We start from the raw sequence: 19412 nt of genomic DNA, 5'->3' as shown, positions 1-19412 counted from the left end.
GGGGTCGGGCGGGGGAGCTCACGCGCCACATTCTCGCGGGAAAGCGCTCCGGGCGTGAAGATTCCGACGGCCCGCCCGGCTGGTTGCTCCGCGTGAAGGCAGACATCCTGGCGGGACGGGCCAGGGACGCCCGACGTCATTAGGCTGTTGTGCCTTTTGAATGTGTCACACCCACACGGTCTTCTGCTGGCAGCGATGAGGCGGGGTGCAGGCGTTCAGTGTCCGGGCGACGGATGGCCGGGAATGACGCGACGCACCAGTCAGTAGAGGGAATCAGCACCCACGAGGGGGGCTAGAGAGAATCCAATGCCTTGTCCACAGCCGCGTCCCACCAAGTTCCACCTCCCGCTGCGGGCCGATACGTTCTCCATCGAGGAGCACCGCAACGTCCACTGCCGCTTCTACGGCGGCTGCATCGACGTGGCGGTCCGTCAGGACTGGGAGAGCTTCACCTGCGCCAAGTGCCCGCTGTTCCAGCAGGACAAGGCGCCGGGTGCCAGCTCGTTTGCCTTCACGCAGCCCGCGAACTTCGGGCAGCCGTAGGGTGTCTTTGTTTCAATCCCTGTAATTGAGCCTGCCGGGCGTCCTGGACGCCCGGCCCCTGCGTTCCGGGAGGACAGGGCCCACCTTGTCAGGCGGCGAGGGGGCAGCGGATGCAGGAGCGTCGGGTCACATCCTGGTTGGAGTTGCAGGACCTGGTGTTCGCGGGCTCATGGAACGAGCCGCTGGGCCGGTTCCGCACGAGCTTCGTGTTCCGGGGCGTGCCGGACGCGACGTTGGATTTGACGGCGACGCTCAACCGCCAGGGGGCGTTCGTGCGGTTGGAGCGGGACCTGCTGCGGGCCTTCCGCAAGTACGCGCGAGGAGTGCCGGGCACGGAGCGGCTGACGTCCATCTGGGACTGGCTGGCGCTGGCGCAGCATCACGGGATGCCGACGCGGCTGTTGGATTGGACGTTCAGTCCCTACGTGGCGCTGCACTTCATGACGGAGCGCATGGACCTGCTGGAGCAGGACGGCGCGGTCTGGTGCGTGGACTATCACCAGACGAACCAGCAGTTGCCCCGGCCGCTGCGTGAGCAGTTGCGGTTGGAGGGGGCGGACGTGTTCACGGCGGAGATGCTGGCGACGGTGGCGGGGGACCTGGCGACGTTCGACGGGCTGGGGGAGCATCCGTTCGTGTTGTTCTTCGAGCCGCCGTCGCTGGATGCGCGCATCGTGAATCAGTTCGCGCTGTTCTCGGTGATGAACGGGCCGGGGCTGAGCCTGAACGAGTTCCTGGGGCACCAGCACCAGGGCGTGCGCAGGCTGGTGGTGCCGGCGCAGCTCAAGTGGGAGATCCGGGACAAGCTCGACCAGGCCAACATCACCGAGCGGGTCCTCTTCCCCGGCCTGGACGGCCTCAGCCGCTGGCTGCGCCGCTACTACGCTCCGCGTCCCCGGTAGGAGCAGGAACCCGTGGCTCCGGTGCGGGCGGTGGGGCCGGAGCATCTTGCGCGGGAGTCGCCGGAGGAGGCGCCGCATCCGGAGCCGATGACGGCCGGGCTTCCCCTGGCCCCAGCGGATCCTTCGCGACGACCTGGCCTTGAGGGGTGACCGCATACACATCCCAACCATCCAGGAGGCGGAATCGCGCCCCACGACATCGGACGAAGTCGTGGATCACCCTCACGTAGTAGAGACCCTCCGTCGGTCCCGTGAAGACCACAGCCACCAGTCCCTGCTCCGGGCTCGAACAACCCTCGAACAGGTGCGGATAGGGGTTGGTGCGGATCAACTCGCGGATGGCGCCTGCGGCCGCGAGAACGGCTCCTCCCTCCAGGGGCTGGCCCACGAGTTTCGCGGACTGCTCGTCAGGCCATTCAACAGTCCCCTTCCAGGCAGGAGCCTGGGCGGCACATCCCGTCGCAATCACCGCGAAGCCGAACAGCGCACAGACCTTCTTCATCCCAGTTCCTATTCGGCCAGGAGTTGGACTGCTCCGTCCCGGCACAGCGGCGCGGAGCTGTAACGGGTTCGCGTCGGGACGCATGTTCCCAGAAGCCGCCAGCGGCGCTCCTGCTGGCTCCATTGCTCGATCTCACCGGTGGGAAAATAGCGGAGGAAGACGCGCGAACCATCCGCCCGCTCCGCGACGAGGGCCGAGGCCATCAGGAGGGCCTGGCCCTTGAACATCGCGGGAGCAGGGTTGCCCGGGATCATCCGGAACTCCGCCAACGCGGGCTTGCCTGCGAATGCATCCGTGGGCCACACCGTGAGGTCGAGGGTGGAGGGAGGCGTCCCGCACGGATGATTGTGGATGTAGCCCACGATCCAAATCTGCTCGGCGGAATGCTCGCTGTCCGTCACGTCGGATGACGGCAGGCATCCGTTATAGGACCCACGAAGCGGCTTCGTGACCCGCCAGGACAACGCATCCTCCGTCCCGGCGACGTAAACCGTCGAGCAGTACTCCATGGAGAGTCCGACAATGGGCCGTTGACTGCCGACGTCACACGTCTTCGCACCAGGCAGTTTGAGCAACGCGTCAGCCACGTCCCTGAGCAGGTCGATGGGGATGGTGACATCACCCGTCGGCATTTCGAACGAGGCGACTTCCGGCCAGGGCCCTCGCACAGGTTCGCCCCGTCCAGGTTCGACGTAGCGCTCATTGGAGGCGGGCGCGCTCGCGCAAGCCGTCATGAGCACGAACAATGGCCAGATGCGTTTCATCAAGGGACCCGATCCGCTGTAGCGGCTCAGGCACTCGGCCGCACACGGACCACCCTAGCCGCATGCCCCTTCAAGACCAATGCCCGGCCCATCACGCTTTCACGCGTGCACGGGCTCCCCACCCATGGGCCCGGACCTGTCCCGGTCGCGCCGCGCCGCGCGCTCCGCGTCTTCCCTTGCCCACCGCGCGTCATCCTCACGCGCGTTCTTGTGCGCGAGCGCCCCCCCCACGATGACCCCACCTATCACCAGCATCATCACCAGGATTCCCACCACCATCGCGCCGACGATGAGCATCTGAACCACCTCCACCTCCAACGGTACGTCGCGCCTGCCCCTCCCGCAGGCCTGAGCCGACACGCCCTGCGGGACCTTGTCTCCCTGTCCGTCCCCACCCGTGTCTGCGACCCCGGGGCCCCCCGCCTGGCAATGGACAGACATGGGACACACCTTTGCCAGAGATTCGCAGGGACACCCCACATGGAGGTGCGCCAATGCCAGACACCACCGGCATCGAACGCCCCAGCCCCCCATCCCCTACCTGGAAGCCCAAGCCCTCGCTGCCCCCGGAAGCTCCCCGCCCGGACGCCGCTCCGCCCACGTCCGGCGGTGAATGCCCGCCGTACGATGACTTCGACGACCCCATCGCGTCCTGGTAGGGAACCAGGGCATGAGCGTGCCCCGCCCCAACCCCCTGCTGTCGGACCGCGACGTGGACTTCCAGCTCTACGAAGCGCTGGACACCACCGCCCTCTGCGCGCTGCCCGCCTTCCAGGAGCACTCGCGCGACACCTTCGCGCTCCTCCTGGACAGCACCCGCCGCTTCGCCCGTGAGGTGCTCGCCCCCACCTACCGGCCCATGGACGCCGCCCCGCCCGTCTTCGAACACGGCCGCGTGCGCGTCCATCCGGCCATGCGCTCGCTCTACGCCGGCATGGTCGACCTGGGCCTGCTCACCGCCACCCGCCCTCCCGACGTCGGCGGCCAGCAGCTCCCGCTCACCGTGCACGCCGTGGCCAGCGCCTACCTCATGGCCGCCAACCTCAGCGCCTATGGCTACCTGGGCCTCACGATTGGCGCCGCGCACCTGCTGGAGGTCTTCGGCACGCCCTTCCTGCGCGACACCTTCATGGCCCGGCTGTACCGAGGCGAGTGGACCGGCACCATGGCCCTCACCGAGCCCCAGGCCGGCAGCAGCCTCGCGGACGTGAAGACGCGCGCCACGCCCGCGCCGGACGGCTCCTACCGCCTCCAGGGCTCCAAGATCTTCATCAGCGGCGGCGACCAGGACTTCACCGACAACGTCGTGCACCTCACCCTCGCCCGCATCGAGGGCGCGGAGGGCGGCACGCGCGGCGTGTCCCTCTTCGCCGTGCCCGCGAAGAGGCCCCAGGGGGACACCTTCGTCCCCAACGACGTCCAGGTGGCCGGCGTCATCCACAAGATTGGCTGGCGCGGCCTGCCCAGCCTCGTCCTCAACTTCGGCGAGGCCAATGACTGTCACGGCTGGCTGGTGGGCCAGCCCGGACGCGGGCTCGCGTGCATGTTCCAGATGATGAACGAGGCGCGCATCATGGTGGGCCTCAACGGCGTGTCCACCGCCGCCGTCGCCTACCAGGAGTCGCTCGCCTACGCGCGAGAGCGCCCCCAGGGCCGCCCCGCCGGCATCCGCGACACCACGCGCGCCCAGTCCCCCATCATCGAACACGCGGACGTGCGGCGCATGTTGCTGCGCCAGAAGGCCATCGTGGAGGGCGGCCTCGCGCTGCTGCTCACCACCTCCACGCAGGCGGACCTCGCGCACCACGCCCCGGACGAAGCCACGCGCAAGCGCGCGCAGCTGCTGCTGGACCTGCTCACGCCCATCGCCAAGACATTCCCCGCGGAGAAGGGCTTCGAAGCCAACGCGCTCGCGCTCCAGATTCACGGCGGCTACGGCTACTCCAGCGAGTACCTGCCGGAAGCGTGGCTGCGCGACCAGAAGCTCAACAGCATCCACGAGGGCACCACCGGCATCCAGGGCCTGGACCTGCTCGGGCGCAAGGCGGTGGCGGAGGGCGGCGCCGCGCTCCAGGCGCTCGACGAGGAGGTGCGGGCCACCACCGCCCGAGCCCGTGCGGCAGGCGTGGAGTCCGCATGGAGCGATGCATTGGAGGACGCGCTCCAGCAGGCCGCGGCCCTCACGCTGGAGCTGGGCGCGCGCGGCATGGCGGGGGAAGTGGACGTGATGCTCCGCCACAGCACGGACTTCCTGGAGCTCTTCAGCGTGGTGGCCGTGGCGTGGCGCTGGCTCGCGCAAGGAGCCGCCGCGAAGGAGGGACTCTCGCGCGCACCCTCACCCGAGGACACCGCCTTCTACGAGGGCAAGCTCGCCGCCGCGCAGTACTGGTTCGCGGTGGAGGTGCCGCGCGTGCCGCTGCTCGCCCACCTGTGCCGCACGGGCGAGGACTCCTACGCGCGCATGCGCCCGGACTGGTTCTGACATGTCCGTCTCCTTCCACCTGTGCCAGCCCGGCGCGGGCGCCTCATGCGGCGCCTGCTGCGGCCTCTACAACTTCCGCGACCACTCACGCGCGGCGCTGACCCGGCGGCTCACCACGCAGACGGAGCGGCTCTCCCGCACGCCCCACACCCCCGAGGCCTACGCCGAGGCCGCGCACGAGCTCACCGCGAACCGGGACGCCCCTGCCCTCTTCCCCATCGTGCGGGTGTGTCCCCTGCTGGGCTTCCTGGACGCGGAGCACCAGCGCGTGGGCTGCCTGGGCCACCCGCTGGTGACGGGCGGCACGGACCTGCGTGACTGCGGCGTCTACCGCGCCACCATCTGCGAGACGTTCACCTGTCCGTCCTTCGGCTGGCTCACCGACGCGCAGGCCCGGCTGGTCCAGGCCGCGTGCGCGGACTGGTACCTGTACGGGCTCGTCATCACCGACGTGGAGTTCGTGCGCGGCTGCCTGAAGCTTCTCGAGTGGGAGCTGGGAGGCCCCGCGTCCCCGGACCGCCTGCGCGAGCGCCCCGAATCACTCGCCGCCGTGCGCCGCCTCTTCGCCCTCAAGGAGACGGCGCCCGGCCGCGACGGGCAGGCCACCGTGTTCGGCCGCTTCATCCATGACACGGAAGGTGAGCCCACCCCGCGCTCGCTCGACTACGCGGCGATGGGCACACGCGCGGCCCCCGAGGACGACGTGGTGCTGTGCCTGGGCTACACGCCCTCGGATGCAACGGAGCTGCTCGCCGCCAGGACGCTGGTGCGAGAGCACGTGCGCGCCGTGGCCACCACGTTCCCCGCGTAGCCTCCGCCATCCAGAAACCAACACCCCGCGGCACGCCGGACGCTTGCAACGACAGGGGGTCGTCCGCAGGTTCGCCTGCGGGAGGGTTGGCGGATGGGTGGACGTTGGATGTGGTTGGGGATGGTGGGGCTGTGCTCGCTCGCTTCCGGCTGTCAGGAGCATGACACCGAGGACACGACGGTGCCGGCGGCACCGTCGACGATGCAGGCTCGTGACTCCGCGAGCGGCGGCCTGATGGTCCCGGCCACGCCCGCGCTGGCGCGGAACACGGTGGACGGCAACCGCGCCCCAAGCGGGGACGCGCTGCCCACGGCGAACGCGCAGGTGCCTCCGGACACGGCGCCGCCACCCGGTGCCCGGCCGCTGTCAGGCCCCCGCGTGAACGAGCCCGCGCAACGCACCACGGCACAGGCCCCGGCCCGTCAGAACACCCAGGCGAACCCGAATACCGCCCGGCCCCAGCAGGCCGCCCAGGCGAACCCGAACGCCCCACCGCGGCCCCAGGCCAACCCGGACGGCACGCCCGCGACGCAGGCCCCCGCCGAGGGCCGGGTGATGATTGGCGCCCAGGCCGTGCAGGCCAGCGACGACGAGTCCTGGTACGAGGGCGCGGCCAAGGCGGCGCAGGCGGCGGTGACGGACACCTCCGCCAACCGGCCGCTGGAGCAGGTCGTCATCGCGTCCAGCACGGTGAGCGGCCGGGTGACGCGCGTGGGCAGGAACACCCTGCACGTGCGCGACGGCGAGGGCACCGTCTACGAGCTCCAGCTCGACCAGCGCAGCCGCGGCCTGCGCCAGGGCCAGCGCGTGCCCCTCAAGGAACTCCAGGAGGGCACCCCGGTGCGCGCGCGGTTCGTGCTCATGGGCGGCCGCACCGTCGCGCGCGACGTGCAGGTGCGGCGCTAGTCCACGCTTCCTCCAACACCTGAAACGACGACACCCGGGAAGCCATGCGGCTCCCCGGGTGCCTGTCTTCGTCCCGGGCTCCCTTCACGCGAAGGGAGCCGGGATGGATGCGGATGCGACTACCAGATGGCCTTGAGCGTCACGCCCGAGTAGGCGGTGTAGCCACGGATCTTCACGTAGTACTTGCCACCGGTCGTCTTGGTGACGCTGCACGACTCGTTGTTGCCGGACAGGTACGGACGGCAGTCGTACGTGGTGGTCGTCGGCGAGGAGCCGAAGCGCACGAACATGTCCGCGTCGCCCGTGCCACCCGCGATGGAGAACGTGACCTTCGTGCTCGCCGGCACGTCCACGGTGATCCACTCGCTGGTGAAGGAGCCGGAGGCGCCGGAGATGCCCGTCACCGGGACGTTGTTCTGCAGCACGTTGCCGCCACCGCCGCTCGGGGGCGTGAAGCTGCCCTTCAGCGACACGTTCGCGTACGTGGAGTAGGCGTTCAGCATCACGTAGTACGTGCCCGCCTGGATGTTGGTGATGGTGCACGTCTCCGCGTTGCCGCTGGCGTACGGACGGCAGTCGTAGGTGGACGAGTCCGGCACCGCGCCGAACTTCACGTACAGGTCCGCGTCACCCGTGCCACCGGAGATGGTGAACGTCAGGGCCGTGGCGCCCGCGGGGACCACCAGCGAGTAGTACTTGTTGTTGCCCGTGCTGTCGCCCACCGTCACCGCGGTGCCGTTGGTCAGCGGGGTGGAGGTCGGGGGCGGCACCGTCACGCCCACGCCCACCGCTTCCCAGGCGGCCGTCACGGCAGCCTGCTCGGCCGCGGTGTAGCCCAGCGCCGCGGCGGCCTGGACCGTCCAGTTCTTGGCCTGCACGAACGTGGTGCTCGCCGTGAAGAGGTTGGTGTTGGCGTAGTACCAGATGCGGGCGGCCTTCTCGACGCCGATGGCCGGCACGTTGATGGTGCTGCGGCCGCGCGGGTGCGTGCCACCCTTGGAGAGCAGCGCGAACGCCAGGTTCGGCACGCCGGAGCTGTAGTGCACGTCCGTGCCGGACGTCACGTTGGGCGCCCAGTCCTTGGACACGCCGTCCTTCGCCGGGTCGTCCATGTAGCGCAAGGCGTCGTTCGCCGTGCCCGGCGTCCAGACGTCCTCGCCCACCATCCAGATGGCCGCCGCCGTGCTCCAGTTGTTCACGCGGCTCTCGCAGACGGCGCCGAACGTGTCGGACATCGCCTCGTTGAGGCCGCCGGACTGGCCGGAGTACGTGAGGTTGGACTCGTACTCCGTCACGGCGTGGGTCAGCTCGTGGACGGTGACGTCCGCGTCCTTGCCCAGCTCGATGGAGTTCACGCCGTCGCCATCGCCGTACACCATCTGGGTGCCGTCCCAGTAGGCGTTCACGTAGTTGGTGCTGTAGTGCACCGTGCTGATGAGCGCCGTGCCCGCGTTGTCCAGCGAGTCGCGGTTGAAGAGCACCTTGTAGCAGTCGTAGGTGTAGCCCAGCATGTCGTAGTTCATGTCGACATGCGAGTCACCGATGGCCGCCTGGCCCTCGCTGCGCTTGAGCGTGCCCGGGGTGCTGGTGCCGTTGTTCGCGCTGTACACCCGGCGGTTCATGGCCGAGTGGATCTCCGGCGCGCGCAGCACGATGGAGCCGTCCTGGGCGCTCACGTACACGCGGTCGCGCAGCGGCATCAGGTCGTTCTCACCCGTCACCGTCACTTCGTACGCCAGGCGCAGCGCGCCTTCCTCGGTGCGCACGTACACCAGGCGGGGAGCACCCTGGGCCTCCAGGCCCGTGCCCACCGTCGCGCTCAGCGCCGCATCACGCGCGGACACGGCCGCGATGCGCGGCAGCGCGGACACGGTCAGGCCGTCACGCGCGGAGCCGTTCGCCCCGTACACCGAGCCGTCCGGACGAACGTGCACCACCAGCTCGCCGCCGACGACCTCCAGGCCGTTCTTCGTCTGCGTGAAGCGCAGGTGCTGGTTGCCCATCTCGTCGGTGCGCGACTTGCGCAGCACCATGTCATCCGCGTTCAGCCGGAACGCCGGCGCCACACGCGCCACCGCCTGGCGGCTCGCGTCCAGCGTGTTCAGCGTCCGCTCCACCCGACCCAGCTCGCCCTGGATGCTGTCCGGGATGCCGTCCGCGTGCACGCCCACCACCTGGGCACCACCGAGCGCGTTCAGCGTGCTCTGGATGTCCTCGCCCGACCTCTCCTGCTCAGGCGCCTGCACCTCTTCCCCCGAGGAGCCCTGCGTACCGCACGCCGTCAGAGCCACGCCCAACCAGGCCGCGCCAATCGTCTTCAACAGTCGATGAGCCAACGCGATACCTCCATGAAGAAACAGCGGGATGATACGTGACACACTTGAAATCATCAGAGCAACTACTTTTTGGGGAAAGTACGTTTAGCCACTTTCACCAGCCCATCCGACCAAGCCTAGAGAACCTGAATTGCCGTTCTGGAAAATTTCAACAACCTTGCGGCTCTTCACCGGCTCTCCGGAGGGAACGGACCTGCCCCCAGGATGTCTCAAAAAATGTTTCATGAGACGGGCGGAAGGATGCCTCAGGGGGCTGACATGACGCGGAGCGCCGGGCGCAGGTGGACGGAAGGGCTGTGCGTGGGGGTGCTGCTGACGCTCACTGCGTGCGCGTCCCGGGCGCCGGTGGTGACGCAGGTGCCAGCGCCGCCCACGTTGTCGGTGGCGCAGGTGGCGCGGCTGCTGCCCGCGAAGGTGAAGGGGGCGGAGCGCGAGGGCTGGGCGGGCGACGTGCTGGCGGCGCTGGACGCGGAGGCGATTCCCGCCGCGGCGCCGGAGGTGTGTCAGGTGCTGGCCATCATCGAACAGGAGTCCGGCTTCCAGGCGGACCCCGCGGTGCCGGGGCTGCCCAAGATGGTGCGTCAGAAGCTGGACAGCACGGCGGGACGGCTGGGCCCCGTGGGGCGGCGGCTCTTGGGGGACGTGCTCGCGGCGAAGCCGAAGGGGGCGAAGCGCACCTTCGGGGCGCGGCTGGACACCCTGCGCACCGAACGGGACCTGGACCGGCTCTTCCGGGACATGCTGGCGTACTACGAAGCGGAGTACCCGGCGGCGTACGCGGCCGCGGACCTGGCCAGCTCGCTGTTCGGCCCGTCCTCGTTCGCGGGGCAGAACCCCGTCACCACCGCGGGCTCCATGCAGGTCAGCGTGCGCTACGCGGTGCAGAAGGCGGGCCCGGACGAGGATCCGGTGGCGGTGCGCGAGTCGCTCTACACACGCGCGGGTGGCGTGCGCTACGGCACCGCCCGGCTCTTGGGCTTCGAGGCCGCGTACGACGCACCGCTCTACCGCTTCGCGGACTACAACAGCGGCGTCTACAGCTCGCGCAACGCCGCGCTCCAGGCCCAGGTCAGCCGGCTCACCGGCGTCGCCCTGGCGACCGACGGCGACCTCCAGCTGTATGACAAGGAGGGCGAGCCGCGCGGTGAGGACAGCCAGAGCCTCAAGGCGCTGCTCCTCTTCCGTCAGCGCTACGCGCCGGACCTGAGCGAGCGCCGGGTGCGCCGGGACGTGGAGGAGGAGAAGACGGCGGACTTCGAGAAGACGGACACGTACCTGGCGGTGAAGCGCGTGTACGCGAACCGGACGGGACAGGCGCCCGCCTACGCCCAGCTGCCCCAGGTGACGCTCAAGAGCGTGAAGCTGAGCGGGGAGCGCTCCACCGCGTGGTTCGCGAAGTCGGTGGACGCCCGCTACCAGCAGTGCATGGCCCGCCACCGCCAGCCTGCGCGGTAGCGGGCCGCCACAGCGGGACTACGGCGTGGTGATGACGGCGCTGAACGTTTCCGCGGTGATGATGGGCAGCAGCTCCCCGGTGACGAACGGAGAGCGCGAGGGCTCATAGTTCGGCGAGCCCTCCGCCCTCACCCGCACGTAGTAGGTCGACGCGGGCAGCAGCAGGCCCGGCGGCAGGCGGACATGCCTCCGGTCACCGGGCACGTAGAAGCGCAGCGTCGGGTTGGCGGCGTAGGTGCCGATCAACTGGATGACGGACACCACGTAGTTCCGGGCCGTGCCCAGGACGGGAGGCCGCCAGGAGATGAGGGGCTGGTTGGTGCCCACTACGCGCGACACATAGGCGTCCACGCCGTCGATGCGCAGATCCCGCGGCGGCGAGACGGGCGGCTGGATGGGACCGGCGATGAGATGGTCCATCCGGTCGGTGACGAAGATGCTGCCGCTGGGGTAGTGGGTCCGGTTCCCGATGACGACGGGCGTCGGGGACCGGAACGAATAGCCGGCGGAGCCCACCACGCCCCAACTGGACGGATAGGGATTGCCGTAGGCCAGCCGGCTCGCGATGACGCCATCCTCACCGCGCGGCAGCCACATGTTGAACAGCTCCCCCTGATAGCCCACCCAGCCGTCCTGGTAGCCGAACGGCGCGGGCACCAGCGACAACGAGGGATAGTTGAGCGTGCCGCTGGGGTTCGCGTCCGAGCGCCAGCGGGTGAACTCGTTCAGGCGCCACTCCAGGGAGAAGGGCGTCTGCCTCACGGGCTGCAACGTGGCCGCCAGCGGCAGTGGAGTGGTGCCGTCCGGCGTGAACGAGAACGACGGCAGGTGCGCGCTGCTCACCAGCGACTGGTACGCCAGGGTCCCGCCGCTCGGCAGCGTCCCGGCCTGCACGGAGTTGAACTGGTTCACGTAGATGCGGTCGCCCTTCGACGCATCCAGGACGGGCGCCCCATAGCCGGTGCTGAAGAACGCGGAGGAGTACGGGTCGACGATGGACGTGTCGCCGGCCTGGGCCCACACGTTCAACGAGCTGTACAGGTCCACGTCCGCGCTGATGAGCTGCACGGAACTGCCCGGCTCGGAGATGGACGAATAGTCCTGCCAGGGATCCAGGTTGAAGAGCTCCGCGGACACGGGGGAGTCGGTCTGCGGCAGATAGACCGCGTCCGGCCGGCCGATGCGGTTGACGCCCAGGTCGAAGTGGCGCTCGCGCGTGAGGAAGTAGCTCTGGCTCGAGCGCAGGAAGTACTCACCCTCCGGAACGTTGTCGAAGCGCATGCCCCCCGCCACCGGCGTGCCGGTGTACCGGTCGAAGGAGATGCCATTGGGGACGAGGATCTCCAGGTCGCGCCCGGACAGGTTCTGGGGCACCACCGTCACCCCGGCGCTGGAGTGGAAGCGGGTGTCCGCCGTCACCAGCACGGACGTGCCCGCGTCCACTGGCCCGGAGCCCGCGTCGGGCTCACCACAGCCCGGCAGCATGTCCTCGTTGACGATGACCGCGGTCCCCTCGCGGGGGTCCATGGCGATTCCGGGAGGGTTCACATCCTCGGAGGAAGGCGCAGCTTCCCCGCAGCCCAGCCAGGCCGCGCAGGTGGGGACGAGCAACAAAGACAGACGTCGCAAGGACATGGATGCCCCTTCGTGACAGGAATTTTGCAGTGGTTGTCCGGTCCCGGCCCCGACCAGACACTGCGACCTATACGCGAAGGGTCTGACTTGCTGGATATTTACTTTTTAGGGGGTAATTCCGGTGGGCGCACTTCAAGACTTGCGCCCACCTCCGTCTGACATTTATCGGCCCGGCGCCGCCGGCGGGGCGAAGCGCTTGTCGGAGATCTTCATCTCCGTGACGGGCCCGTACTTGCGGGCCACGTCGCGCAGGGCCTCCGCCTTGCCAATGAGGACGAACGTCAGGTCCTCCTGGGCGGGCAGGACGCGCTGGAGCACGGTGTGGACACTGCCACGGGTGGAGGCGGACACGGCGTCCGCGAACCCGTTCACGTCCTGTGCGCTCATGCCGTAGAAGGCCAGCTCCGACAGCTTCATGGCCAGCTGCTCCCCGGTCTCCAGCGTCGGCGGGAACTGCCCCAGCACGTAGGCCTTGGCGGAGGCGAGCATGGCGTCATCCATGCCGTCCTGGCGGTAGCGCGCGAGCACATCCAGCGCCAGGTCGATGGCACGGCCCGTGGAAGCCGTCTGGGTATAGGACGTGAGGATGACGGTGCCGGGCTGGAAGGCCGTGGCCAGCGCGGAGCGCGCACCGTAGGTGAGGCCGGTCTTCACGCGCAGCTCGGTGTTGAGCAGTGAGGTGAAGCGGCCGCCCAGCACGGTGTTGCCCAGCTCCGCCACGACGCGGTCCGGGTCGGTGCGGCGGATGCCCGTGTTGCCGATGGCGAAGTAGGTCTGGGTGGCGTCGGGCTTGTCCACCAGCAGCACGTGGCGGCCCTTCGTGGGCGCGGTGGGAGGCACCGCGGCGAACGACTGTGCCGCCGGGGCCCATCCGCCCAGCGCGGCCTCCAGCTTCGCGGCCAGCTGCTTCGCGTCGAAGTCGCCCACGACGGAGAGGATGAGCCGGTCCCCGCCCAGGTTCGCCTTCGCCCAGCCGAGCACGTCGCTCCGGCTGATGCCCGGCAGCGACGCCTCACTGCCCACCGCGGATCCGCCGTACGGGTGCGAGGGGAAGTGGAAGGCGTTGAAGTACACGCCGATGAGCATGCGCGGGTCGCCATCCTTGGCGGAGGCGATCTCCGACACGCGCAGCGCGCGGGCCTTCTCCAGCTCCTGCGCGTCGAAGCGCGGGCGCACGAGCATGTCCGACAGCAGCTCCACCATCAGCGCGGTGTCGCGGGACTGGAAGCTGCCGTTGAGGACGAGCGCCTCGCGCCCGGGAGTGATCTCCAGCTCGCCGCCCACGCCGTCCACGGCGTCGGCGAACTGCTGGGCGTTGCGGGAGCCCGCGCCCTTCTGGAGCAGCTCGGCGGTGAGCGCGGCCAGGCCCTCCTTGCCCGCGGGGTCGGTGACGGCGCCGCCCTTGAGCCACGCGCTGAAGGACACCAGCGGCAGCTCGTGCTTCTCCACGAGGAGCAACCGCACGCCGTTCTTCAGCGTGACGGAGGTCGTCTCCGGCAGCGTCACGCCCTTCGTGGACAGCGGGACTTGGGGCGCGGGCGTGGCCGGTGCTTCCGGCGCCGGGGAAGGCGGCGTGGGCGCGGCGGTGGGAGCGGGCGTCGGCGTGGTCGCGCACGCGGAGGTGAACAGCAACGCGGCGAGGGCGGAGCGCATCATGTGGGGACCCGGGAAACGAAGGCGGAAGGGAGCACTCATCGCGCGGCCTCCTTGCTGGCCGGGGCAGCGGGAGCCGTGGTGGGGACGAGCCAGCCCACGGTGCGGTGGTCGGGGTTGAGGATGCGGGCGGCCAGCGCCTTCACGCCGTCACGGGTGACCTGCTCGTAGCGCGCGGGCGCGTCGAGCAGGGCCTTCCAGTCTCCCCGGAAGGTGGCGGCGTTGCCCAATTCGCGGGCGCGGCCGCTGTTGGTCTCCAGCTTGCGCCAGAAGGTGGACAGGGCCACGTTGCGCGCCTTGCGCAGCTCCGCGTCGGTGACGCCGTCCTTCACCACGCGGGCCAGCTCCGCGGTGAGCAGCGCCTCGGTCTTCGCCAGGTCACCGCCCGGCGTCAGGTCCACGGAGAACCAGACGAGCGACGGGTCGAAGCCCCCGGCGGTGGAGCTCCGGACTCGGATGGCCACGCGCGCCTCGTCCACCAGCTTGCGGTGCAGGCGCGACGAGTCCCCGTGCGTGAGGATGAGGCCCAGCAGCTCCAGCGTCTCCATGTCCGGGTCGTTGGCGGCGAGGCCGTGGTAGGCGACCTGGAGCAGCGGGGACTGCGCCAGCTTCTTCACGACGATGCGCCGCTCGCCCTGCTGTTCGGGTTCCTTCGTGCGCACGGGCTCAGGCGCGGGCTGCGAAGGGATGGTGCCCAGCGTGGCCTCCACCTGCTCGAAGACGCGGGCCGGATCCAGGTCACCCGCGAGGACGAGCGTGGCGTTGTTGGGGGCGTAGTACGTCTTGAAGTAGGCCTGGAGGTCCTCCATGCGCCAGGACTCGATGTCGGACGGCCAGCCGATGACGGGGATCTGGTACGGGTGCGCGACGAAGGCGGTGGCCTGCAGCTGCTCCTGGAGCGCGCCGTTGTTGTCATTGTCCACGCCCGAGCGGCGCTCGGAGTAGACGACGCCGCGCTCGGACTCGATGACCTTGGGGTCGAAGGAGAGCGACTGGAGCCGGTCCTGTTCCAGGTCCAGGATGAGGGGCAGCGTGGAGGCCGGGAACCAGTCCAGGTAGACGGTGACGTCCTCGGAGGTGAAGGCGTTGTTGGAGCCGCCGTTGGCCTCCATGACGCGGTCGAACTCACCGGGGCCGTACTTCTTCGCGCCGTTGAACATCATGTGCTCGAAGAAGTGGGACAGGCCGGTGATGCCGGGGCGCTCGTTGCGGCTGCCCACGCGGAACCAGTTGGCGAGCGCCACGTTGGGGATGTCGTGGTCCGGCCAGACGATGACGGTGAGCCCGTTCTTCAGCGTGCGGGCCTGGATGTCCGAGCCCAGCTTCGCGGCGGGGGTGGAGGCAGCGGCGGGCTTCGCGGAAGGCTCGGAGACGGCCTGGGCCCCGGCCTGGGGCGCACCCAGGAGGGTCAGACAGGCGAACCACGACAACGGCGGACGGAACATCCTTGCTCCTGGGGAGGGACCACGGCGGCGCCCGGGAACGGGCGAAGGCGCACCCTATTCCAGATGGGCTCAATCCTCGCGGATTCCACCAAAGCGCAGCAGCCCCAGGAGCTGCGCGGGGGACAAGGCGGCGGCGCCGTCCGCCTCCGACAGCAGGCTGTCCGCCAGGTCCCGCTTCTCCGCGTGGAGGGCGAGGATGGCTTCCTCGATGGTGCCTTCGGAGACGAACCGCGACACGGTGACGGGGCGCGTCTGCCCGATGCGGTGGGCCCGGTCGGAGGCCTGGTCCTCCACCGCGGGGTTCCACCATGGATCCAGGTGGAGGACATGGTCGGCGCCGGTGAGGTTGAGGCCGGTGCCGCCCGCCTTGAGCGAGATGAGGAAGAGCGCGCCCTCCCCTCGCTGGAAGGCCTCCACGCGCGCCTGCCGCTCCGCCGCGGGCGTCCGCCCGTCCAGGTACTGAAACGAGATGCCCCGGGCCTCCAGCGCGTCGCGCACCAGCGCCAGATGGCGCACGAACTGGCTGAAGACGAGCGCGCGGCCCCCTTCCGCCAGCAGCTCGTCCACCCGCTCCAGCACGCGCTCCAGCTTGGAGGAGGACAGCCCCGTGTCCGGATCCACCAGCCGGGGATGACAGGCGGCCAATCGCAGCCGGGTGAGCGCGGCCAGCATCTCGAAGCGCTGGTCCCCGCCAGGAGTCCCCTCGCCCAGCCGGGCCAGGGCCGCGAGCCGCACGTCGTCGTACACGCGCCGCTCGGCGTCCGACAGCGTGACGGGCACCACGGTCTCCACGCGCGGGGGCAGCTCGCGTGCCACCTGGGCCTTCGTGCGGCGCAGGAGGAAGGGGCGCACCAGCCGGGCCAGGGACGCGCGCGCGTCCGCGCTCCGGTCCCGCTCGATGGGAACGGCGAACCGCGAGTGGAAGGCCTCGCGCCCGCCCAGCAGGCCGGGGAAGAGCAAGTGGAAGAGGCTCCACAGCTCGGACAGGCGGTTCTCCACGGGCGTGCCGGTGAGGGCCACGCGGGCCTCGGCCTTCACGCCGCGCAGCGCGCGGGCCCGGGCCGTGTCCGGGTTCTTCACCGCCTGCGCTTCATCCACCACCAGCGTGGCGAACGTCACGTCCGCGAGCTTCGCCGCATCCCGCGTCAGCAGCCCGTAGCTGATGATCAGCACGTCCCGGGGCCCCAGCAGGGATGGCAGGGCGTCCCGCTCCGCGTCCTGCCAGACATGCACTCGAAGGGACGGCGCGAAGCGGTCGGCCTCGCGCATCCAGTTGCCGCGCAGGGACGTGGGCGCCACCACCAGCGCGGGCCCCATCGCCGCGCGGGACAGCAGCAGGGCCAGCGCCTGGACCGTCTTGCCCAATCCCATGTCATCCGCGAGGCACGCGCCCGCGCCCCATGAGGCCAGCTTCGCGAGCCACGTGAAGCCCTCGCGCTGATAGTCGCGCAGCTCCGCCTTCAAGCTTCGGGGCACGCGCACCGGACGTGCGTGGGCATCGCGGATGCGCTTCGCCAGCTGGCGCCAGTCCGGAGGCGCCTGGACTCGCGCGCCGGCCTTCTCCAGTGTGTCGAGCACGGGCGCCGCCGCGGCGCTCACCTCCAGCCCCTTGCGCCCCGGATGGGCCACGTCCGCGAGCGGGGTCAGCTGCTCGCGCAGCGCCTCCGTGAGGCGCATCCAGCGTCCCTTCCCCAGCGGGACGTAGCGCTGGCGGCGGCGCACGGCCTCCAGCAGGACCGCCAGCTCCACGCGTGTGCCGTCCAGCTCCACGCCCCCCTTCGCGCCGAACCAGTCGTGCTCCCGCAGGACCTGGACCCGGACGTTCGCGGTCTCCACGCGCGTCACCGTCCACGGCTGCTCCGCCCACTCCACGCGCACCGAGGGGCCCGCGAGCGGCTCCAGCGCCTCCAGGAGCTGGAGCGCATCCTCCGCGGTGTCGCGCGTGAAGTGATACACCCCGGCCGGCAATGACAGACGTGCGAGGAGCGCGTCCGCCTCCTTCCGCTCCGCGTCCAGGTCGCGCCGGACCATGACGCGCTCCTTGCCGCGCAGGCCTCGGAGCACGGGAGCGCCCTCGCCCACGGGCTGGGGAGGCGCCTCCGGTAGGGGCCTGACGAGAAGCGAGACCTCCAGCGCGGAGTCCTCCACCGCGCGCAGCCGCGCCAGCAGGCCCGGGCTGGCCTCCACGAGGCGGGGCTCCAGGGACGGGGGCAGCGCCACGGGAAAAGCCGCCTCCAGCGCGGAGAGGTGCCCCAGCAATGCCTCGCGCTGGCTCTCGGACACGTAAGCGCCGTGGCGAGCCAGGGACTCAAGCAGTGGGACCGCGCCAGGGGGAACGGACACCAGGGTGACGCTCGGCTCGCCGGGCTCCACGAGCAGCCAGGGCTGGGGCGCCTGCGGCCCATCGGGAGGCGGCGTCAGGGCCTCCGCGGCCACGGGGCGTCCGTCCACCGCCGGCCGCAGGCGCAGGGACTTTGCGTCCTCTTCCAGGGCGAAGCCCAGCGGCGCTTCTCGCACCCGCACGACCGCGTCCGGAGCCCCGGCCAGGCGGAGGCGGGGGCTGTGCGCGAGCGAGCGCAGGGCCTGGAGCAGCAGCGTGTAGGGCGCGGCCGCATCGAAGCCTGCCCCCAGGTACATGCCATTCCTGCCCATTCGCTCTTCCGTGTCGAGGAGCGACCAGGCATGGCGTTCATCCGGCTCCTGAAGCGTCCGGAGCGCCTTGTCGCGGTCGTACCAGGTGACGGCGCGCCCCTGCGAAAGGCCGCCCTTCTTCGCGGGCACGTGCAGGTAGGGCCGCAGCCGCCAGCCGCGCGACGGCTCGGGCTCCAGCCGGAAGGTGACGAAGTCTCCGGTCAAGGGAGTGGCGTGAAGCGCCCGGTCCAGAAGCGACGCCTCCAGCGTGGACAGCAGCTCACGGCCCGGCGCTTCGAACAGCCCCTCCGACAGTTTCGCGGCGTGCGAGGCCTGCTTCGGCAGCACCAGGAACGCCAGCGCCGCGTCCACCGCGGTCAAGGCGTGGACGCAGGAAGCCTCCGCCGCATGGGGGGAGCACGGACAGGACAGTCCGGGACGTCCCTCCATCAGGGCGCGAGGGTCGAGCACCACGTGCCCCCCGTCCTCCCCGGACGCGCGCGGCCCCGGGGGCGTCCACGCCGCCAGCTCCGGCTCCGTCACGAGCAGCCGCAAGGGGCGCTCCTGGAGGGTGACCGTGGGTGATGGCGACAGCAGCCGGGGCATGGCCTGGGTGCGGATCCGCGCGCGGGCCCGCGTCAGCACATCCCTCAGCGGCGCGAGGCGGTCATCCGTCAGCGGCGGCAAGGGCTTCGCGGAGGCTTCACGGGTCAGTCCCCGCGAGACGCGTCCTGCCTCGGCACGCACCCAGTGCCAGGCTGCCTCCACGAGGACGTCCTTGCTGGCGTCCTTCAAGCGCCGCAGCTTCGAGGTGCCCTCCAGCGCATCCACCACCGTGGCCTTGCGCAGCACGGGGAGCCAGCGTCGGGTGAAGGGCCCGGGCAACAGGGGCGCCAGCACCGCCACGGGCACCGTTCGGGCACGCTCGGCGTGGTGCTCCACGAGCCATGCCTGGACTGCGTCGGGCGTAGCAGGCCGTGAAGGGGCCTTCGCGAGGCGCGGGGAGGCGGGCTGCGTGGGTCGAGGAGGCGACACGCGCTTTCGCCCACGGGGAGCGGAGGCGCGGATCCACTCAAGCCCGACCGCGATCGCGTGCGCGCAGACCCCTTCGTTCCAGTACCTGTCGCATTCACACCCCAGCAGCAGCTCTTCGGAATCAGGGTCCGCGGTGATGGTCGCGTTGAACGCGTGCACGCGCCCTTCGGTGACGGTTCCCTGGAGGCGGCCCAGCGAAGGCGGATACACGTCCACCGCTCTCCGGGCGAGCAACCGCCGGGCCTGCTCGAGTACCTGCTCACCGGCCACCTCGCGGAGGTGGTCCACCGTGAGGCGCTGCTCGAGCAAGAC

General features: G+C 70.3%; 14 protein-coding genes. 7 read left to right on the top strand and 7 right to left on the bottom strand.

Going from position 1 to position 19412, the window contains the following annotated elements; genetic code table 11:
* Nucleotides 1-306 precede the first annotated feature (306 nt).
* Nucleotides 307-543 (top strand): hypothetical protein, encoded by a 237-nt coding sequence (locus D7Y21_RS14555; protein WP_014393541.1) that lies wholly within the window; start codon nucleotides 307-309, stop codon nucleotides 541-543.
* Between the two features lie 110 nt (nucleotides 544-653).
* Nucleotides 654-1445, top strand: coding sequence for an FRG domain-containing protein (locus tag D7Y21_RS14550; protein WP_120562326.1), 792 nt, complete (start codon nucleotides 654-656; stop codon nucleotides 1443-1445).
* A gap of 510 nt (nucleotides 1446-1955) precedes the next feature.
* On the opposite strand, the gene D7Y21_RS14540 is transcribed toward D7Y21_RS14550, so the two are convergent.
* Both D7Y21_RS14540 and D7Y21_RS41430 read right to left on the bottom strand, forming a co-directional pair.
* Nucleotides 1956-2711: a hypothetical protein gene (locus D7Y21_RS14540; RefSeq protein ID WP_233612104.1), complete on the bottom strand. Its 756-nt coding sequence runs from the start codon at nucleotides 2709-2711 to the stop codon at nucleotides 1956-1958.
* A 99-nt stretch (nucleotides 2712-2810) separates the two neighbouring features.
* On the bottom strand, nucleotides 2811-3008 hold the full coding sequence (locus tag D7Y21_RS41430) for a hypothetical protein (RefSeq protein ID WP_147443139.1): 198 nt from the start codon (nucleotides 3006-3008) through the stop codon (nucleotides 2811-2813).
* A 197-nt stretch (nucleotides 3009-3205) separates the two neighbouring features.
* On the opposite strand from D7Y21_RS41430, the gene D7Y21_RS41780 reads away from it, so the two are divergent.
* The 4 genes from D7Y21_RS41780 to D7Y21_RS14520 all read left to right on the top strand — a co-directional run bounded on the left by D7Y21_RS41780 (nucleotide 3206) and on the right by D7Y21_RS14520 (nucleotide 6910).
* Nucleotides 3206-3370 (top strand): hypothetical protein, encoded by a 165-nt coding sequence (locus D7Y21_RS41780; RefSeq protein WP_158627288.1) that lies wholly within the window; start codon nucleotides 3206-3208, stop codon nucleotides 3368-3370.
* A gap of 11 nt (nucleotides 3371-3381) precedes the next feature.
* Nucleotides 3382-5193, top strand: a complete 1812-nt coding sequence (locus D7Y21_RS14530) for an acyl-CoA dehydrogenase (RefSeq protein WP_120562330.1) — start codon at nucleotides 3382-3384, stop codon at nucleotides 5191-5193.
* Nucleotide 5194: 1 nt separating this feature from the next.
* Nucleotides 5195-6004 (top strand): hypothetical protein, encoded by an 810-nt coding sequence (locus D7Y21_RS14525; protein ID WP_121713833.1) that lies wholly within the window; start codon nucleotides 5195-5197, stop codon nucleotides 6002-6004.
* 93 nt (nucleotides 6005-6097) lie between these two features.
* Nucleotides 6098-6910, top strand: a complete 813-nt coding sequence (locus tag D7Y21_RS14520) for a hypothetical protein (protein ID WP_233612103.1) — start codon at nucleotides 6098-6100, stop codon at nucleotides 6908-6910.
* Between the two features lie 119 nt (nucleotides 6911-7029).
* Here the strand turns inward: D7Y21_RS14520 and D7Y21_RS14515 are convergent, their stop codons facing one another.
* Complete coding sequence (locus D7Y21_RS14515; RefSeq protein WP_121713828.1) at nucleotides 7030-9246, bottom strand: M4 family metallopeptidase; 2217 nt, start codon at nucleotides 9244-9246, stop codon at nucleotides 7030-7032.
* A 258-nt stretch (nucleotides 9247-9504) separates the two neighbouring features.
* Between D7Y21_RS14515 and D7Y21_RS14510 the strand changes: the two genes are divergently transcribed.
* Nucleotides 9505-10701, top strand: coding sequence for a DUF1615 domain-containing protein (locus tag D7Y21_RS14510; protein WP_121713826.1), 1197 nt, complete (start codon nucleotides 9505-9507; stop codon nucleotides 10699-10701).
* Nucleotides 10702-10719: 18 nt separating this feature from the next.
* Here the strand turns inward: D7Y21_RS14510 and D7Y21_RS14505 are convergent, their stop codons facing one another.
* The 4 genes from D7Y21_RS14505 to D7Y21_RS14490 all read right to left on the bottom strand — a co-directional run bounded on the left by D7Y21_RS14505 (nucleotide 10720) and on the right by D7Y21_RS14490 (nucleotide 19409).
* Nucleotides 10720-12228 (bottom strand): fibronectin type III domain-containing protein, encoded by a 1509-nt coding sequence (locus D7Y21_RS14505; protein WP_121713824.1) that lies wholly within the window; start codon nucleotides 12226-12228, stop codon nucleotides 10720-10722.
* A gap of 270 nt (nucleotides 12229-12498) precedes the next feature.
* Nucleotides 12499-13992: a pitrilysin family protein gene (locus D7Y21_RS14500; RefSeq protein WP_233591456.1), complete on the bottom strand. Its 1494-nt coding sequence runs from the start codon at nucleotides 13990-13992 to the stop codon at nucleotides 12499-12501.
* Nucleotides 13993-14027: 35 nt separating this feature from the next.
* On the bottom strand, nucleotides 14028-15434 hold the full coding sequence (locus tag D7Y21_RS14495; RefSeq protein ID WP_120562336.1) for a pitrilysin family protein: 1407 nt from the start codon (nucleotides 15432-15434) through the stop codon (nucleotides 14028-14030).
* A gap of 69 nt (nucleotides 15435-15503) precedes the next feature.
* On the bottom strand, nucleotides 15504-19409 hold the full coding sequence (locus tag D7Y21_RS14490; protein ID WP_233612102.1) for a DEAD/DEAH box helicase: 3906 nt from the start codon (nucleotides 19407-19409) through the stop codon (nucleotides 15504-15506).
* Between the last annotated feature and the right edge of the window lie 3 nt (nucleotides 19410-19412).

The sequence above is a fragment of the Corallococcus sp. AB045 genome, assembly GCF_003668895.1.
Lineage (GTDB): Bacteria > Myxococcota > Myxococcia > Myxococcales > Myxococcaceae > Corallococcus > Corallococcus coralloides.
This window is presented reverse-complemented; position numbering and strand designations above follow the sequence as displayed.